15 protein-coding genes are annotated in these 14638 nt (G+C 66.5%); 8 read left to right on the top strand and 7 right to left on the bottom strand.

Annotation, left to right across the window (positions count from 1 at the left end):
- Positions 1-90 precede the first annotated feature (90 nt).
- Complete coding sequence (locus tag ACZYSP_RS05565; RefSeq protein WP_354338242.1) at positions 91-1008, top strand: LysR family transcriptional regulator; 918 nt, start codon at positions 91-93, stop codon at positions 1006-1008.
- Positions 1009-1021: 13 nt separating this feature from the next.
- Here ACZYSP_RS05565 and ACZYSP_RS05560 read toward each other — a convergent pair whose 3' ends face one another.
- The 3 genes from ACZYSP_RS05560 to ACZYSP_RS05550 all read right to left on the bottom strand — a co-directional run bounded on the left by ACZYSP_RS05560 (position 1022) and on the right by ACZYSP_RS05550 (position 5653).
- On the bottom strand, positions 1022-2620 hold the full coding sequence (locus tag ACZYSP_RS05560; protein ID WP_093176257.1) for an OpgD/OpgG family glucan biosynthesis protein: 1599 nt from the start codon (positions 2618-2620) through the stop codon (positions 1022-1024).
- Positions 2621-2794: 174 nt separating this feature from the next.
- Complete coding sequence (locus ACZYSP_RS05555) at positions 2795-3637, bottom strand: class I SAM-dependent methyltransferase (RefSeq protein ID WP_093055615.1); 843 nt, start codon at positions 3635-3637, stop codon at positions 2795-2797.
- Positions 3638-3769: 132 nt separating this feature from the next.
- Positions 3770-5653: a sigma-54-dependent Fis family transcriptional regulator gene (locus ACZYSP_RS05550; protein ID WP_354338243.1), complete on the bottom strand. Its 1884-nt coding sequence runs from the start codon at positions 5651-5653 to the stop codon at positions 3770-3772.
- Between the two features lie 215 nt (positions 5654-5868).
- Here ACZYSP_RS05550 and adh point away from each other — a divergent pair, with 215 nt between their 5' ends.
- The 3 genes from adh to ACZYSP_RS05535 all read left to right on the top strand — a co-directional run bounded on the left by adh (position 5869) and on the right by ACZYSP_RS05535 (position 8551).
- Positions 5869-7389: an aldehyde dehydrogenase gene (adh, locus tag ACZYSP_RS05545; protein WP_093055619.1), complete on the top strand. Its 1521-nt coding sequence runs from the start codon at positions 5869-5871 to the stop codon at positions 7387-7389.
- Positions 7389-7766 carry a DUF779 domain-containing protein gene (locus tag ACZYSP_RS05540; protein ID WP_093055621.1) on the top strand — a complete coding sequence of 126 codons (378 nt, stop codon included), beginning with the start codon at positions 7389-7391 and terminating at the stop codon, positions 7764-7766. Before adh ends, ACZYSP_RS05540 begins: the two co-directional genes overlap by 1 nt.
- Before the next feature lie 218 nt (positions 7767-7984).
- Complete coding sequence (locus tag ACZYSP_RS05535) at positions 7985-8551, top strand: NADPH-dependent FMN reductase (protein ID WP_354338244.1); 567 nt, start codon at positions 7985-7987, stop codon at positions 8549-8551.
- An 11-nt stretch (positions 8552-8562) separates the two neighbouring features.
- On the opposite strand, the gene ACZYSP_RS05530 is transcribed toward ACZYSP_RS05535, so the two are convergent.
- Positions 8563-9480 carry a LysR family transcriptional regulator gene (locus ACZYSP_RS05530; protein WP_354338245.1) on the bottom strand — a complete coding sequence of 306 codons (918 nt, stop codon included), beginning with the start codon at positions 9478-9480 and terminating at the stop codon, positions 8563-8565.
- 128 nt (positions 9481-9608) lie between these two features.
- Here ACZYSP_RS05530 and ACZYSP_RS05525 point away from each other — a divergent pair, with 128 nt between their 5' ends.
- Genes ACZYSP_RS05525 through ACZYSP_RS05510 form a run of 4 tightly spaced genes read left to right on the top strand, consistent with a single transcriptional unit; the run spans position 9609 to position 13159 of the window.
- Positions 9609-10784, top strand: coding sequence for a CaiB/BaiF CoA transferase family protein (locus tag ACZYSP_RS05525; RefSeq protein ID WP_354338246.1), 1176 nt, complete (start codon positions 9609-9611; stop codon positions 10782-10784).
- Positions 10781-11764: a hydroxymethylglutaryl-CoA lyase gene (locus ACZYSP_RS05520; RefSeq protein WP_354338247.1), complete on the top strand. Its 984-nt coding sequence runs from the start codon at positions 10781-10783 to the stop codon at positions 11762-11764. The genes ACZYSP_RS05525 and ACZYSP_RS05520 overlap by 4 nt, the downstream gene beginning before the upstream one ends.
- The gene (locus ACZYSP_RS05515; RefSeq protein ID WP_093176238.1) at positions 11761-12141 is read left to right on the top strand and encodes a VOC family protein; all 381 of its coding nucleotides are present in this window, start codon (positions 11761-11763) and stop codon (positions 12139-12141) included. The genes ACZYSP_RS05520 and ACZYSP_RS05515 overlap by 4 nt, the downstream gene beginning before the upstream one ends.
- Positions 12142-12193: 52 nt before the next feature.
- Positions 12194-13159, top strand: coding sequence for a Bug family tripartite tricarboxylate transporter substrate binding protein (locus ACZYSP_RS05510; protein WP_093055631.1), 966 nt, complete (start codon positions 12194-12196; stop codon positions 13157-13159).
- Between the two features lie 14 nt (positions 13160-13173).
- On the opposite strand, the gene ACZYSP_RS05505 is transcribed toward ACZYSP_RS05510, so the two are convergent.
- The 3 genes from ACZYSP_RS05505 to ACZYSP_RS05495 form a co-directional block, all read right to left on the bottom strand.
- Positions 13174-13644, bottom strand: coding sequence for an ASCH domain-containing protein (locus tag ACZYSP_RS05505; protein ID WP_354338248.1), 471 nt, complete (start codon positions 13642-13644; stop codon positions 13174-13176).
- A 47-nt stretch (positions 13645-13691) separates the two neighbouring features.
- Positions 13692-13838 (bottom strand): hypothetical protein, encoded by a 147-nt coding sequence (locus tag ACZYSP_RS05500; RefSeq protein ID WP_176928800.1) that lies wholly within the window; start codon positions 13836-13838, stop codon positions 13692-13694.
- Between the two features lie 164 nt (positions 13839-14002).
- Positions 14003-14569 carry a LuxR C-terminal-related transcriptional regulator gene (locus ACZYSP_RS05495; RefSeq protein WP_093055635.1) on the bottom strand — a complete coding sequence of 189 codons (567 nt, stop codon included), beginning with the start codon at positions 14567-14569 and terminating at the stop codon, positions 14003-14005.
- Between the last annotated feature and the right edge of the window lie 69 nt (positions 14570-14638).

The following is a 14638-nucleotide window of genomic DNA, read 5'->3' as shown; positions in this document are numbered from 1 at the left end:
TGTCGATGGAAGCAAGTTTGGGCGCGACCCCCACGCGGACCAAGACGGCGCGCGGGATTTGTTTATTTCCGGATCACTAATAATCCGGCGATGGACCAGATCACCGCCATGCGCGTGTTTGCCCGCGTGGTCGAGGCCGGCACCTTCACGCGCGCCGCCGACTCGCTGCAGATGCCCAAGCCCACCGTGACGAAGATGGTGCAGCAGCTCGAAACGCACCTGCGCGTGAAGCTGCTGCAGCGCACCACGCGGCGCGTGACGGTCACGCCCGAGGGCGCGGCCTACTACGAGCGCACCGCGCGCGTGCTGGCTGAACTGGAAGACATCGAGTCCGACCTCACCAACGCGCAGGCCAATCCGCGCGGTCGGCTGAGGGTGGACGTCGGCTCCTCGCTGGCCAACATGATCCTGATTCCGCAGCTGCCGACGTTCCATGCGCGCTATCCCGAGATCGAACTCGAGATCGGCGTGAGCGACCGGCCGGTGAACCTGATCGGCGATGCGGTCGACTGCGTGATCCGTGCCGGCGAGCTGACCGACCAGTCGCTCGTGGCGCGCCGCATCGCGACCTTGCCCTTCGTGACCTGCGCCACGCCGGCCTATCTGGAGCGCCACGGCGTGCCGAAGACGCCTGCGGACCTCGGCGACGGCACGCATCGCGTGGTGGGCTACTTCTCGTCGCTGAGCAACCGGCCGATTCCGCTGCGCTATGGGCGCGGCGAGGAGCGCATCGAGATCCACGGCCACACCGTGGTGGGCGTGAACGAGAGCACGGCGCACCTGAGCGCGATGCTCACCGGCATGGGCGTGGCGCAGACCTTCGATGTGATGGCCGCGCCCTACCTGGCCAGCGGCGCGCTGGTCGAGGTGCTGCAGGGCTGGGCGCCCGAGCCGTATCCCCTGCACGTGGTGTACCCGACCAACCGGCACCTGAGCGCCAAGCTGCGCGTGTTCGTGGACTGGGCGGTGGAACTCTTCGCGCCCTACATCAAGGCCGGCAAGCGCTGAAGCGCCCGCGATTTCAGCCCGGCTGGTACTGGTACAGCCAGGTCTCGGTCAACGTCTGGTCGCCGTTCTTCATGTACATGCGCATGTCGATCGGCTCGTTGCCTTCGGGCGTGAAGTCGAACTGCGCACGCCAGTGCCCCGGCACGCCGTTGGGCACGGCCTCCGCGAACACGTACGAGAACTTGCCGCGCGCTGCCGTCAGCATCACCTCGGGCTTCACGCCGAAGGGCACGGCCTGCAGCGGCTGTCCGATGAACTCGACCATGAACTTGCGCACGCCCTGCGGACGCGGCTGGCCCGGCTGCCCGCCGCGCCCGATGCGCGTGGCCACGCAGCGCGCGAGCGGCGACGGAAAGGGTTCCTGGTCGGTCCAATGCAACCGGTATTGCAGGCTGTAGCTGGCCCCGGCCTTCGCATCGGCCTTGGGCACCCAGAAGGCGACGATGTTGTCGTGGATCTCGTCGTCGGTCGGAATCTCGATGAGCTGCACCGAACCCTCGCCCCAGTCGCCCAGCGGCTCGATCCACAGGCTCGGGCGCTTCTCGTAGTTCACGCCGTCCTGGTAGTGGTCGAAGGCGCGATCGCGCTGCAGCAGACCGAAGCCGCGCGGCTTGGTGTCGGCGAAGGCCGAGGCGCGCGTCTGCGTGGGGTTGTTGAGCGGGCGCCAGATGCGCTCGCCCGCGCCGTTCCAGATTGCGAGGCCGTCGGAGTCGTGCACCTCGGGGCGCCAGTCGATTGCGGTGGGCTTGATGGTTTCCGAGTACCAGTACATCGACGTGAGCGGCACCAGGCCCAGGCGCGACACGTCGCGGCGCAGGAACATGCGCGCGTCGATGTCCATGATGACGGCCTTGCCGCGCTGCATGATGAACTTGAACACGCCCGTGACGCTCGGCCCTTCGAGCAGCGCGTAGACCGTCATCGACGTGGTGTTGTTGGCGGCCGGCGTCTCGAAGTAGAAGCGCGTGAAGGTCGGAAATTCCTCGGGCTTGTCGGGCACTGCCACGTCGAGCGCAAGGCCGCGCGCCGACAGGCCGTACTGGTAGAGCTCGCCGATTGCGCGAAAGTACGAGGCGCCGAGGAACGCGACCCAGTCGTTCTTCTGCCAGTCGAGCTTGCTCTGGTCGCCCAGGCGGCTTTCCTGCAGGCGAAAGCCCGCGAAGCCTGCGCCCGGCGGTAGCGCGCGCGCGGGGCTGTCGGGCGGCATCGAGAAATAGGAGGGGCTGTAGAGCACCTCGCGGGAAAATGCGTCGCCGTCGGTGTTCTCGAGCACGTGCATGCGCACGGGCGTCTGGAAGAAGCGCCCGAGGTGGAAGAAGGTAACGGGGAAGGCGCCGGGCCCGTCGCGAAAGAGGGCGTTGGCGGGGTCGAACTTGATCTTGCCGTGCGCGTCGTAGTCGATGCGGTCGAGCACCTCGGGCGCCAGTGGCGCGGCCGCCGCATAGGGCTTGGCGGCGAGCGACTTCGCCTGTGCGATCAACGCGTCGAAGGAAAAGGGCGTGGGCTGGCTCAGTTGCAGCCCGTTGGCGGCCAGTGCCTCCTGGGGCAGTCCGAGGGCGGCGAGTGCGGCAGCGGCACCACCGGCGGCAAGGAAGGATCGGCGATCAAGCATGTGGTTCTTGAGGGTTGCGAATCTTGAGGGGGAAGAAAGAAAAGCAGCGAAGACGATAGAGCATTCTCCGCGACCGGGAACAGCTGGTAGCTTGACCTGGCCCGGGGCCGCACCGCGTCAGCCATTCCGCGCAGCGCGGGCCGGACAAAGCCGGCACTTCGCAAAATTGTGCGTTTATGTATCGGCGACGTCCGTCGCCTTCAGCGCGTAGAGCGCATACAGCGGCACCCCGAGGAACAGCATGACCATCGGCGCGAACAAGGTGTAGGGCAGGCCGATGCCTTCCAGCACGCGGTAAGTGTCGGTCAGCTGCAGGCGCGGGTGGGGCTGCGTCAGTTCGGTAGAGCGACGGATGCCCCAGAGAAACTCTGCACCGGTCGTGCGCACCGACGGATGCTGCCTTCCGCGCCCCACCGCAAGCCAGCACATGGCGTCGAAGGCCAGCATCGAGCCTGCGGGCGCGCGTTCGCCGAAGGTGGCGAGCACCGCCTGCACCTGCTCGGGCTTCAGGTACATCAGCACGCCTTCGGTGAACAGGAAAACCGGCGCAGCGTTGCGCTTGCGCGGCAGGCCCAGCTGTTCCCACCAGTCGGGCGCGGTCAGGTCGAGCTCGCGCAGGTCGTGGCGTTCATTCGTCTCGGGGATCAGCTCGCGGCGCATTTCGAGCACCTCGGGCAGGTCGGCGTCGGTCATGTGGGACTTGCCGTCGTCCAGCCACTGGAAGTAATGGCTAAGGCCGCAACCCATGTTCACCACGCGGCCGCCGGGGTGCTGCTTGAGGAAGTCCTGGGCCAGGCTGCGGAAGCGGCGGGTGCGCGAGAGGATGCTGTAGATGGTTGCCCGGTCTTCCGGCAGCGCTTGGCCGTCGTCGCGGATCTGCTCCAGGATGCCCGCGGCGTATGCGTCCCGCACGGCCACTTGCGGAAACATCGCGTCGCCCGAAGCCCGGGCGGCCAGGGGAATCCGCAAGGTCGAAGGAACGGCCGACAAGCGCCGTGCACGTCTGCCGGTGGTCATGGATGCGGAAGAGAGGCCATGCACAAAGTCTGGCCGCTCCGGCATTGCGGGGCAAGTCAGTCTTTGGTTATGCCGGCGGGTGAGAAGCGCATGTCTGCGCAGGCCCGCGCCTTCAGCCTGCGGACTGTCCAGTCAATGTGCCTCGGGCTTGCCGCGCTGGCGCGCAAGATGGCGATAGATGGTGCTGCGGTGAACATCCAGCCGGCGGGCGGCCTTCGCCACGTCGTGATCGCAGGCCTTGAGTGCCTCGTCGATGGCGTGGCGTGTGATGCTCATCAGCGGTTCGGTGTGTGGCAGGGCATGGGGCGTCGCGTCGTCGGGCGGCGAAGTCCACGCGCCGACCAGATGCGCGGGAAGCATGGCGGTCGTCACCGAATCGCCCGCATCGGCCAACGCCACGACCGCACGCAGCGTGCTGCGCAGCTCCCGCACATTGCCCGGCCAGCGGTAGGCGGCCAGCGCTTCGAGCGCATCGCTCTCCAGCCGCAGGTGCTTGGCCGCGCCGCCCGCTTCGAGGAACAGCCGCGAGATCAGCGCGTGCCGGTCGCCGCGCTGGTGCAGCGGCGGCAGGGCGACTGTGAACCCTGCCACGCGATACATCAGGTCGGCACGAAAGCGCCCGGCCTCCACCAGTGCCGGCAGGTGGCCGTGCGTGGCGCAGACCAGGTCGAAGTCCACCGCCACGCCCTGGCCGCCGCCCAGCGGCGTGACCACGCGTTCTTCGAGCACGCGCAGCAGGCGCGTCTGCAAGGGCAGCGGTATCTCCGCGATCTCGTCGAGGAACAGCACCCCGCCGTGGGCCTCCCGGATGCGGCCCGCCATGCCTTTGCGCTTCGCGCCGGTGAAAGCGCCTTCCTCGTAGCCGAACAGCTCGGACTCGATCAGTGTTTCTGGCAGCGAGGCGCAGTCCACTGCCACGAAGGGCCCCGCACTGCGCCGGCTCGCGGCATGCAGCCGGCGCGAGAACACTTCCTTGCCGCTGCCGGTCTCGCCGTTGACCAGCACGGAGACGCCTTCGTTCAGCACCCGCACGGCCTTGTGCAGCAGCGGTTGTATATCGTCGGCTTCAGTGGTCATGCCCGGGGACGACGTGGCGTGGCGAGTGGTGGTACGCGCTGTGTCCGGCGTGTTCGAACGCTCCATCACCATCGCGATCTGCCGCCCGCCCGGCAGCGTCAGCAGGTTGCGCCGGTGCTCCATGCGCGGCCAGTTCGCGCCGAGAAAAGCTTCGGCATCCAGGTCGAGCAGGCCGTCCCACGAGCGGCTGAACAGTTCGAGCGCTACACGGTTGGCTGCGACGATGCGCCCGCCCTCGATCACCATCAGCCCCTCGCGCGCGGTGCCGATCAGTGCCGGCCGCGCGTGGAAGCGCAGCACGTGGCCGCCGGCCTCGGCCAGCATCATGCGGTGCTCGACCTGCTGCGCCGCCATGCGCACCAGCCCCAGAGCATGCGTGTTCACGCGCACCGTCTCGCCCGAGATGTCGAGCGCGCCCGCCAGTTCGCCGCGCCCGGTGAAGATCGGCGCTGCCGCACAGCCGAGCGCGCCGTTCTGCGCCAGGTAGTGCTCGCCGCCCAGCACCATCAGCGCTTCTCGCTCCGCCAGCGCGGTGCCGATGGCATTGGTGCCCCGGTTGTGCTCCGACCATTCCACGCCGGGCTGCAGCGCAATGCGCTCGGCCTTGGGCAGGAAGTCGGCGCTGCCGACCTCTTCGAGGATCAGCCCGCTGGCGTCCGACAGGATCACCACGCAGCCATTGCCGACCGCATGCTCGGCAAGGCCGTCGAGCTCGGGCTGTGCGCAGTTCAGCAGCCGCATGGCCTGCTCGCGCCGTTCGCTCAGCAATGCCAGCGCCATCGGCTCGGGGTCGATCACGTGATGGTCGACCGGGCGGCTGCGCTGCCAGGAACGCGAGATGTGCGGTGCGATCCACGGCGCAGGGTCGCGGCCCTGCGCGAAGAACAGCTCGCGGGCCTGATCCACTCCGATCGATGGCAAATGCGCTTCACCACTCATGCGTGTCTCCGATAGGTTTTCGCCTTGTGCGACATCCTAGTCGCCATATTCGCGCGAACATGTCGCAGATTGCGAATGAAAACCCGCTCCGGCATCGGTTTGCAGTGCGCAGGTGCCTAGGGAATGTCCCGATCCGGCCGGGTATGTGGCTTGCGGTAGTCCATGCGGGCCGCCGCATGTCGTGGCGCCACTACCTTGCATATGGAGACAAAGTCATGGACATGCTCGAACCGGGCAAATTCGGTACCGCGGTGCCGTTCAAGAAGCGCTACGGCAACTACATCGGCGGCGAATGGGTCGCGCCGGTGGACAACCAGTACTTCGAGAACATCACACCCGTCACCGGCAAGGTCTTCTGCGAGGTGCCGCGCTCCACGGCGGCCGACATCGACCGCGCGCTCGACGCCGCGCACAAGGCCAAGGGCGCCTGGGGCCGCACCTCGACCACCGAGCGCGCCAACATCCTGAACAGGATCGCCGACCGCATGCAGGAAAACCTGGCGGTTCTGGCGGCCGCCGAAACCTGGGACAACGGCAAGCCCATCCGCGAAACCACGGCGGCCGACCTGCCGCTGGCCATCGATCACTTCCGCTACTTCGCCTCGTGCATCCGCTCGCAGGAAGGCGGCATCAGCGAGATCGACCATGAAACCTTCGCGTACCACTTCCACGAGCCCATCGGCGTGGTCGGCCAGATCATTCCCTGGAACTTCCCGATCCTGATGGCCGTGTGGAAGCTGGCGCCAGCGCTGGCAGCCGGCAACTGCGTGGTGCTGAAGCCGGCCGAGCAGACACCGGTGTCGATCCTGGTGCTGATGGAAATCATCGGCGACCTGCTGCCGCCGGGCGTGCTGAACGTCGTCAACGGCTTCGGCGTGGAGGCGGGCAAGCCGCTGGCGTCGAGCAACCGCATCGGCAAGATCGCCTTCACCGGCGAGACCACCACCGGCCGGCTGATCTCGCAGTACGCGAGCCAGAACCTGATTCCGGTCACGCTGGAGCTGGGCGGCAAGTCGCCCAACATCTTCTTCGCCGACGTGATGGACAAGGACGACGGCTTCTTCGACAAGGCGCTCGAAGGCTTCACCATGTTCGCGCTGAACCAGGGCGAGGTGTGCACCTGCCCGTCGCGCGCACTGATACAGGAGTCGATCTACGACCGCTTCATGGAACGCGCGCTGAAACGCGTGGCCGCCATCAAGCAGGGCAGCCCGCTCGACATGGCCACGATGATCGGCGCGCAGGCTTCCAGCGAGCAGCTCGAGAAGATCCTGTCGTACCTCGACATCGGCAAGCAGGAGGGTGCGAAGGTGCTGATCGGCGGCGAGCGCCAGAAGCTCGAAGGAGACCTGGCCGACGGCTACTACGTGAAGCCGACCGTGTTCAGGGGCCACAACAAGATGCGCATCTTCCAGGAAGAAATCTTCGGCCCCGTGGTGTCCGTCACCACCTTCAAGGACGAGGAAGAAGCGCTCGCCATTGCCAATGACACGCTCTACGGGCTGGGCGCCGGCGTGTGGAGCCGCGACATGAACCGCGCCTTCCGCATGGGCAAGGGCATCCAGGCCGGCCGCGTGTGGACCAACTGCTATCACCACTATCCGGCGCATGCGGCCTTCGGTGGCTACAAGCAGTCGGGCATCGGTCGCGAAAACCACAAGATGATGCTCGACCACTACCAGCAGACCAAGAACCTGCTGGTGAGCTACAGCGAGAACAAGCTGGGCTTCTTCTGATGACCGGCGAAGTCCTGCGCGTCACCGCGACCGATGCCGCGCTCGCGTTGATCGACAGGCTCGCCGCAAAGCACGGCCCGCTGATGTTCCATCAGTCGGGCGGCTGCTGCGACGGCAGCGCGCCCATGTGTTACGGGCGCGACGAGTTCATCGTGGGCGACTACGACCGGCTGCTCGGCCACATCGGCGGCATGCCGTTCTACATCAGCGGGCCGCAGTTCGAGTACTGGCAGCACACGCAGCTGATCATCGACGTGGTGCCGGGGCGCGGCGGCATGTTCTCGCTGGAGGGGCCGGAAGGCTTGCGCTTCCTGACGCGCTCGCGGCTCTTCACCGACGAGGAGTGGGCGGTGCTGGAGGCCGAAGAGGCGAAGTAGCAAGGGAAGGCGGGAGGGCGTTGCGCAGATAGACTGGGGGCGTTTTTCGATCAATCTCCAAGGAGCACCCCGTGAAGATCAGCGCGCCCTCGAGTCCGGCTGCGCGCCGGACTTTTCCGTTTGAAGGAAATGTGGTTTCCGCGAAAACCACTTTCCCGGTGACCTGGCCGACGCCATAGTTGCCGACCACCAACCCCAGCACAAGAACAGGAAACCGAATGAGCACCCTCGACATCGTCGGCCTCTGCGGCAGTCTTCGCACCGGCTCCATCAACCGGGCCGCCCTGAACCTCGCAGGCTCGCTGATGCCCGAGCCGATGGCCATGGAGGTCGTCGAGTGGCGCGAGGTGCCGGTGTTCGACGCAGACGTGTTCGCCAAGGGCTACCCCGCATCGGTGCAGGCGCTGCGCGACCGCATCCGCCGCGCCGACGGCGTGGTGATTGCCACGCCCGAATACAACTTCTCGATTCCGGGCGGGTTCAAGAACATGATCGACTGGCTCAGCCGCGGCGAAGACCAGCCCTTCGCGCACAAGCCGGTGGCCATCCTGTCGGCATCGCCGGGGCCGGTTGGCGGCGCGCGCGTTCAGTACGACCTGCGCCGCGTGCTGTTGTTCGTGAACGCGATGGTGCTGGCGAAGCCCGAGGTCTTCATCGGCGGCGCAGGTGGCAAGTTCGACGCGGACGGCAACTGCACCGATGAGACGACGCGCAAGTTCGTCGGCGACCAGATGAAGGCGTTCGAAAAGTGGATCGCGGCGGTCAAGCGGATGATGGCTGGCTGAGTCTTCGCCCGCTAGGTCGATGAGGCGAGTAGCTGACGCACCAACAGCTGTGCAGCGGGCGAGAGCGTGGCCCCCATCTTCGTCGCCATCAGCAACCGCCGCGTGGCCCACGCATCCTTCAGCCGCACGACCTTCAGATCGAGCGCCGCAACCTGCGCCTTGCACGCGGCCAGCGGCACCACGCCGATGCCGAGGTTGGCCGCGATCATGTGGCACATCGCATCGAAGCTGCGCACCTGTACGCGCAGGCGCATCGGGATGCCGGCCAACTCTGCCGCGCGCGACGTGAGCTCCAGCAGCGAACTGCTGCGGTTCAGGCCGACGAATTCGTGCGCGAGGCAGGTCTTGAAGTCGACCTGCTTCACGCGGCTGCGCGCCAGCAGATGCTGCTTTGCGCACAGCACCACGAGCTCGTCGGTCTGGAAGGGCGCGACGTCGAGCCCATAGGCGGGTGTGTTCTCCGCGAACACGCCGACGTCGGCGAGCCCGTCGACCAGTGCGCGCACGATGTCGCCGCTTAACTGCTCTTCGACCTCCACTCGGATGTCGGGATGCTGCGCGAGAAAAGTCGCGAGCGTCGTGGGCAGGAACTCGGTCAGCGCCGACATGTTGGCCCACAGCCGCACGTGGCCGCGCACGCCGCTCGAATAGTCGTTGATCTCGTTGCTGAACTGCTCGAAGCCCTGGAACAGCCGCATCGCATGCTGCATCGCCACATGGCCGGCGGGCGTGAGCGCGATGCCTTGCGCGCTGCGTTCGAGCAGCTTCGATCCTGTTGCTGCCTCGAAGTCCGAAAGCCGCCGGCTTGCCGCCGACAGCGCGAGGTGGCAGGCCTCCGCGCCCTTGGTGATGCTGCCCGACTGCGCGACCGCGCAGAACAGGCGCAGCGTCACGAAGTCGACGCGGGCGGGGTTGATCGGGCTGGGCATCGGCGGATTCTAGAGAGGCGGGGCCACCCCTTCGCGTTTTGCGAAGAGGTACTGCCATCACAGCAATTCCGCCCGGCGCAATCTGTTCCTAGAGTCGGACCTTACCCAACAAGGAGACGGACGCGGACATGAATGCACTCGAAGGCCTGAAAGTGCTGGAGCTCGGCCAGCTCATTGCCGGCCCCTTCGCCGGGAAGACACTGGCGGAGTTCGGCGCCGATGTGATCAAGGTCGAGCCGGCCGGTGTCGGCGACCCGCTGCGCAAGTGGCGGCTGCTGCGCGATGGCACTTCGGCATGGTGGGAGGTGCAGTCGCGCAACAAGCGTTCGGTGTGTCTCGACTTGCGCAGCGCCGAAGGCCAGGAGGCAGCGCGCGCGCTGGCGCTCGAGGCTGACGTGCTCATCGAGAACTTCAAGCCCGGCACGCTCGAAGGCTGGGGCCTGGGGTGGGAGCAGCTGCACGCGCTGAACCCGCGGCTGATCATGCTGCGCATCTCGGGCTACGGGCAGACCGGGCCTTATCGCGACAAGCCCGGCTTCGGCGTGCTTGGCGAATCGATGGGCGGGCTGCGTTATCTGAGCGGCGAGCCGGGGCGGGTGCCGGTGCGCGTGGGGGTGTCGCTGGGCGACACGCTGGCAGCGCTGCACGGCGTGATCGGCGTGCTGACTGCGCTGCACCATCGTATGGCTCATGGCGGGGAAGGTCAGTTCATCGACGTGGCGCTGTACGAGTCGGTGTTCAACGTGATGGAAAGCCTGCTGCCCGAGTACGACGCCTTCGGCGCCGTGCGCGAGCGCGCCGGCAGCGCGTTGCCCGGCATTGCGCCGACCAACGCCTACCGGTGCAACGACGGACACTACGTGCTGGTGGCCGGCAACGGCGACAGCATCTTCCGCCGGCTGATGCGGGCCATCGGGCGCGCGGACCTGGAGAACGACGCGGAGCTCGTGCACAACGATGGGCGCGTGCGGCGCGTGGCGGAGATCGACGCTGCCATCGAGGCATGGACGCTGCAGCGCAGCCGCGATGAAGTGCTGGCCGCACTCGACGCTGCTGGCGTGCCGGTCGGGCGCATCTACACCGTGGCCGACATCGCGAGCGACCCGCAGTACCTGGCGCGCGAGATGATCGTTGAGGCGCCCACATCGGACGGCGCCACGCTGAAGGTGCCCGGCGTGGTACCCAAGCTCAGCGCCACGCCGGGACGCATCGCGCATCCCGCGCCGCGCCTTGGCGAGCACACCGGCGATCTGCAAAGCGCCGGCTGGCCAGCGCGCCGCGCGGAAAGCGGGCTTCTCGTATGAAGACGGGCAACGGCACGCGGCTGCTCATCAACGAGGTCGCCACCCGCGACGGCTTCCAGATGGAGAGCCGCTTCATTCCCACCGACGACAAGGTCGCGCTGATCGACCGGCTCAGCGCGCTGGGCTACGCCAAGATCGAAGTCACGTCGTTCACTTCGGCAAAAGCGATTCCGGCATTGCGCGACGGCGAGGAGGTGATGCACCGCATCGCCCGGCGCCCCGGCGTGGTCTATACCGCGCTGGTGCCGAACGTACGTGGCGCCGAGCGTGCGCTGGAAAGCCGCATCGACGAATTCAACATCGTCATGTCGGTGAGCGAGACGCACAACCTCGCCAACCTGCGCATGACGCGTGAGCAGTCGTTCGCGCAGCTGGCCGGGGTCGTTGCGCTGGCGAAGCAGGCCGGGGTGCCGGTGAACGTGTCGCTCTCGTGCGTGTTCGGCTGCCCGATGGAGGGCGAGGTGCCGCTGGCAGCGGTGCAAGGCTGGATCGACCGTTTCGCCGCGCTGGAGGTGCAGGGCATCACGCTGTGCGATACGACTGGGATGGCCTATCCCACGCAGGTGCAGGCCCTCTGCGAGAACGTCATCGCGGTTCATCCCCAGATGGACTGGACCGCCCACTTCCACAACACACGCGGCATGGGCCTTGTAAACACAGTGGCCGCCGTCGAGGCCGGCATCCACCGGCTGGACATGTCGCTCGGCGGCGTCGGCGGTTGCCCCTATGCCCCGGGTGCGACCGGCAATGTGGCGACCGAAGACGTAGTGCACATGCTGCAGTGCATGGGCTACGACACCGGCATGGACCTGGGCGGCCTGATCGCCGCCGCGGCCGAGCTGGAATCGCTCGTACAGCACGAGCTGTCGAGCCAGGTCTCGCGCGCGGGCCATCGGCTGACGCGGCATGCACCGCCCGCGGATTTCAATGACATCGTTGCCCGTGCCAAGGAGCGCGGACGGAAGGAGCTCCACCCGTGATCGACCACTTGGACCATCTCGTGCTGACGACTGCGCACGAAGAAGCCTGCATCCGTTTCTACGTCGATGTGATGGGCATGGCGCTCGAAAGCTTCGGCGCCGGCCGCAAGGCTTTTCGCTTCGGCAACCAGAAGATCAACCTGCACATCAAGGACCACGAGTTCGAGCCCAAGGCGCAGCTGCCGACGCCGGGGTCGCTCGACCTGTGCTTCATTGCCAGCGTGCCGCTCGAGGAAGTCATCGCGCGGCTGAAGGAGCACGACGTGCCGATCCTCGAAGGCCCGGTGATGCGTACGGGCGCTACATCGCGCATCCGCTCGGTCTATGTGCGCGACCCCGACCTGAACCTGATCGAGATATCGGAGCTGGCGCCCTGACGGCGCGGCCCCGAAGACAGCAAGCCAAATACAAAACCACCGGAGACAAACCATGAAACCCATCCACCGCCTTCTCGCGGTCGTCCTTGCTTTGGCTGCCTCGGCTGCAACTGCCGATACATGGCCCTCGAAGCCGATCACCATGATCGTGCCCACGTCGCCGGCCGGCTCCACCGACATCATGGCGCGCATGGTCGGCGATCCGCTGCAGCGCGCGCTGGGCCAGCCCGTGGTCATCGACAACAAGCCTGGCGCCAGCGGCAACATCGGCACCGAGTTCGTGGCGCGCGCCGCGCCGGACGGCTACACACTGCTGATGCAGTACTCGGGCTTCCACGTCGGCAACCCCTCGCTCTACCCGAACATCAGGTGGAGCCCGACGAAAGACTTCGTGCCGGTGGCGATGGTGATGCGCGCGCCGCACGTCGTCGCGGTGAGCGGCAAGCTCCCGGTGAACTCGATGAAGGAACTCATCGAATACGGCAAGAAGAAGGAGGGCGGCTTGTTCTACGCCTCGTCGGGCAACGGCTCGATCCAGCACATCGCGGGCGAGTTGCTGTCGCGGCAGTCGAAGCAGGCGATGACGCATGTGCCCTACAAGGGCTCGGGCCCGGCCATCAACGACCTGATCTCGGGCAACGTCGACATGTTCATCACCACGCCGCCCTCGGTCATCGGCCACTTCGCGGGCGGGCGCATCAAGGCGCTGGCTTATACGGGCACAAAGCGCCATCCGTCGATGCCCAATGTGCCGACATCGGCCGAGGCGGGCCTGCCGGGCTACGAGGTCGAGTCGTGGTTCGCGGTGTTCGCGCCGGCGAAGACGCCGCCCGAGGTCGTCGCCAGGCTCAGCGCGGAGCTGAAGAAAATCGTGGAGAGCGAAGCCTTCCGCAAGAAGGTCGACGAGCAGGGCGCCTTCGCGACCTACATGGACTCGCCAACGCTCGCGAAATTCGTCGACCAGGAACTGGCGACCTGGTCGAAGGTGATCAAGTCGGCGGACATCAAGCCGGATTGAAGGGGGCGGGGCCCTCAGTCTTCCTGGTAGACGACCTTGAAGGTCTCGCACAGCACCGGCATGCGCAGGTCGGGCTTCCTGCCGAGACGCTCGCATTCGCCGCTGAAGTACTTCCAGTGGCCTTCGCGCCAGTAGCGCAGCGAGCAATCGCCTTCGGCCTCGACGGCCACGAAGTCTTCACCGACCTCATCGAAGGGCATGACCACCACGCTGAGGGTTTCGATCACGCACAGGGGCTTGCTATGCCAGTCGGTCACCACGCTCAGGTCACCGGGCTTGGGCCGTGGCCTGCCGGTCGATTCGAAGGACCATTCGAGGCTCGCGGTGCCGCGCTTGCGCCCGTCCAGGACGAGCTTTGCCAGTTCGGTGGCGCCGGCCTCGTTGTCGTCGAAGTAGAAGGCCTCGCCAAAGCGGGCGGACACGTCGGCGCCGGCGGCGGCCTGGAATCGCTCCCAGAAGGGAAGAATGCTGGATGGAACGGTCATGTCGGGCGGCCTGGAGTCGAGCCCCAAGCCTGCCACAGCATGAACGGCTACAGCTTGACGTTGATGATCGACAGGATGATTGCCGAGAGCGTCAGTGCGACGGGCACCTTCTGCACAGCGAGCGCGTGGGCCCGTGCGAACGAGGCCTGCGTTTGCAGCAAGAGGCTGGTTTCGGAATGGATACGTGTGGACATTTCAGACTCCTGAGTGGTTGCGGGCTTCCTGCCCTGCATGGCCTCAACGATAGGCCTCGCTGCGCGCAACGGAGCAGGCGTTTCGACGACACGGCGTTTCCGTTTTCGCAACGATCAGGTGGCTTGTGGCCGGAACTTCCGGCGGGCCCCGGCAATCGTCGGGCTTAACCCGCGATCAGCTTCTGCACCAGCTCGGCCGTGGTCGCAGCCGCGTATTTGCGCATCAACCGCGCCCGGTGCAGCTCCACCGTGCGGTGGCTGATGCCCAGCGCCTTGCCGATTTCCTTGGAGGTCAGCCCGCGCATCACCTGCGCCGCCACCTCTCGCTCGCGCGGCGTGAGTTCGGCCTTTACTGCGCGGCGCGAGCCCAGGTCTTCGAAAGTCCAGATGCCGGCCTCGTGCGGGGCGGCGCGATTCATCGCATGGCCCGTGACGTGGCACCAGAAGGTTTCGCCTGCAATGGCGCCGTGCAGGCCACCCAGGCGCCTCATCATGCGGTTGTCGGCGTAGTGCCCGCTGGCGTTCAGAAAGGGCTCCATGCGCTTGCCGATGCGCTCGAACTCGGCCACGCTGGGGTACAGGATGCTGAACGAATGCCCGACCAGCGCGGAGGGCGTTGCGCCAAAAATCTCGCACACGCGCACGTTGCAGGCCACGATGGTGCGGTTGCTCGAAACCACCATGCCGACGGGTGCATGCTCAAAAGCCAGCCGGTAATCGATCTCGGGCATCGGGGGTCACCATTACGAAATACTACGTATGCGAGTAGGTAGTATCGTTCAGGGCTTTCCCACCCACTC

The organism is Variovorax sp. F042 (assembly GCF_057814215.1).
This window is presented reverse-complemented; position numbering and strand designations above follow the sequence as displayed.

What these genes read in the sequence shown, in the direction of transcription:
- ACZYSP_RS05565 (WP_354338242.1), top strand. Translation starts at nt 91, where the DNA reads ATGGACCAGATCACCGCCATGCGCGTGTTTGCCCGCGTGGTCGAGGCC.
- ACZYSP_RS05560 (WP_093176257.1), bottom strand. Translation starts at nt 2,620, where the DNA reads ATGCTTGATCGCCGATCCTTCCTTGCCGCCGGTGGTGCCGCTGCCGCA.
- ACZYSP_RS05555 (WP_093055615.1), bottom strand. Translation starts at nt 3,637, where the DNA reads ATGACCACCGGCAGACGTGCACGGCGCTTGTCGGCCGTTCCTTCGACC.
- ACZYSP_RS05550 (WP_354338243.1), bottom strand. Translation starts at nt 5,653, where the DNA reads ATGAGTGGTGAAGCGCATTTGCCATCGATCGGAGTGGATCAGGCCCGC.
- adh (WP_093055619.1), top strand. Translation starts at nt 5,869, where the DNA reads ATGGACATGCTCGAACCGGGCAAATTCGGTACCGCGGTGCCGTTCAAG.
- ACZYSP_RS05540 (WP_093055621.1), top strand. Translation starts at nt 7,389, where the DNA reads ATGACCGGCGAAGTCCTGCGCGTCACCGCGACCGATGCCGCGCTCGCG.
- ACZYSP_RS05535 (WP_354338244.1), top strand. Translation starts at nt 7,985, where the DNA reads ATGAGCACCCTCGACATCGTCGGCCTCTGCGGCAGTCTTCGCACCGGC.
- ACZYSP_RS05530 (WP_354338245.1), bottom strand. Translation starts at nt 9,480, where the DNA reads ATGCCCAGCCCGATCAACCCCGCCCGCGTCGACTTCGTGACGCTGCGC.
- ACZYSP_RS05525 (WP_354338246.1), top strand. Translation starts at nt 9,609, where the DNA reads ATGAATGCACTCGAAGGCCTGAAAGTGCTGGAGCTCGGCCAGCTCATT.
- ACZYSP_RS05520 (WP_354338247.1), top strand. Translation starts at nt 10,781, where the DNA reads ATGAAGACGGGCAACGGCACGCGGCTGCTCATCAACGAGGTCGCCACC.
- ACZYSP_RS05510 (WP_093055631.1), top strand. Translation starts at nt 12,194, where the DNA reads ATGAAACCCATCCACCGCCTTCTCGCGGTCGTCCTTGCTTTGGCTGCC.
- ACZYSP_RS05505 (WP_354338248.1), bottom strand. Translation starts at nt 13,644, where the DNA reads ATGACCGTTCCATCCAGCATTCTTCCCTTCTGGGAGCGATTCCAGGCC.
- ACZYSP_RS05500 (WP_176928800.1), bottom strand. Translation starts at nt 13,838, where the DNA reads ATGTCCACACGTATCCATTCCGAAACCAGCCTCTTGCTGCAAACGCAG.
- ACZYSP_RS05495 (WP_093055635.1), bottom strand. Translation starts at nt 14,569, where the DNA reads ATGCCCGAGATCGATTACCGGCTGGCTTTTGAGCATGCACCCGTCGGC.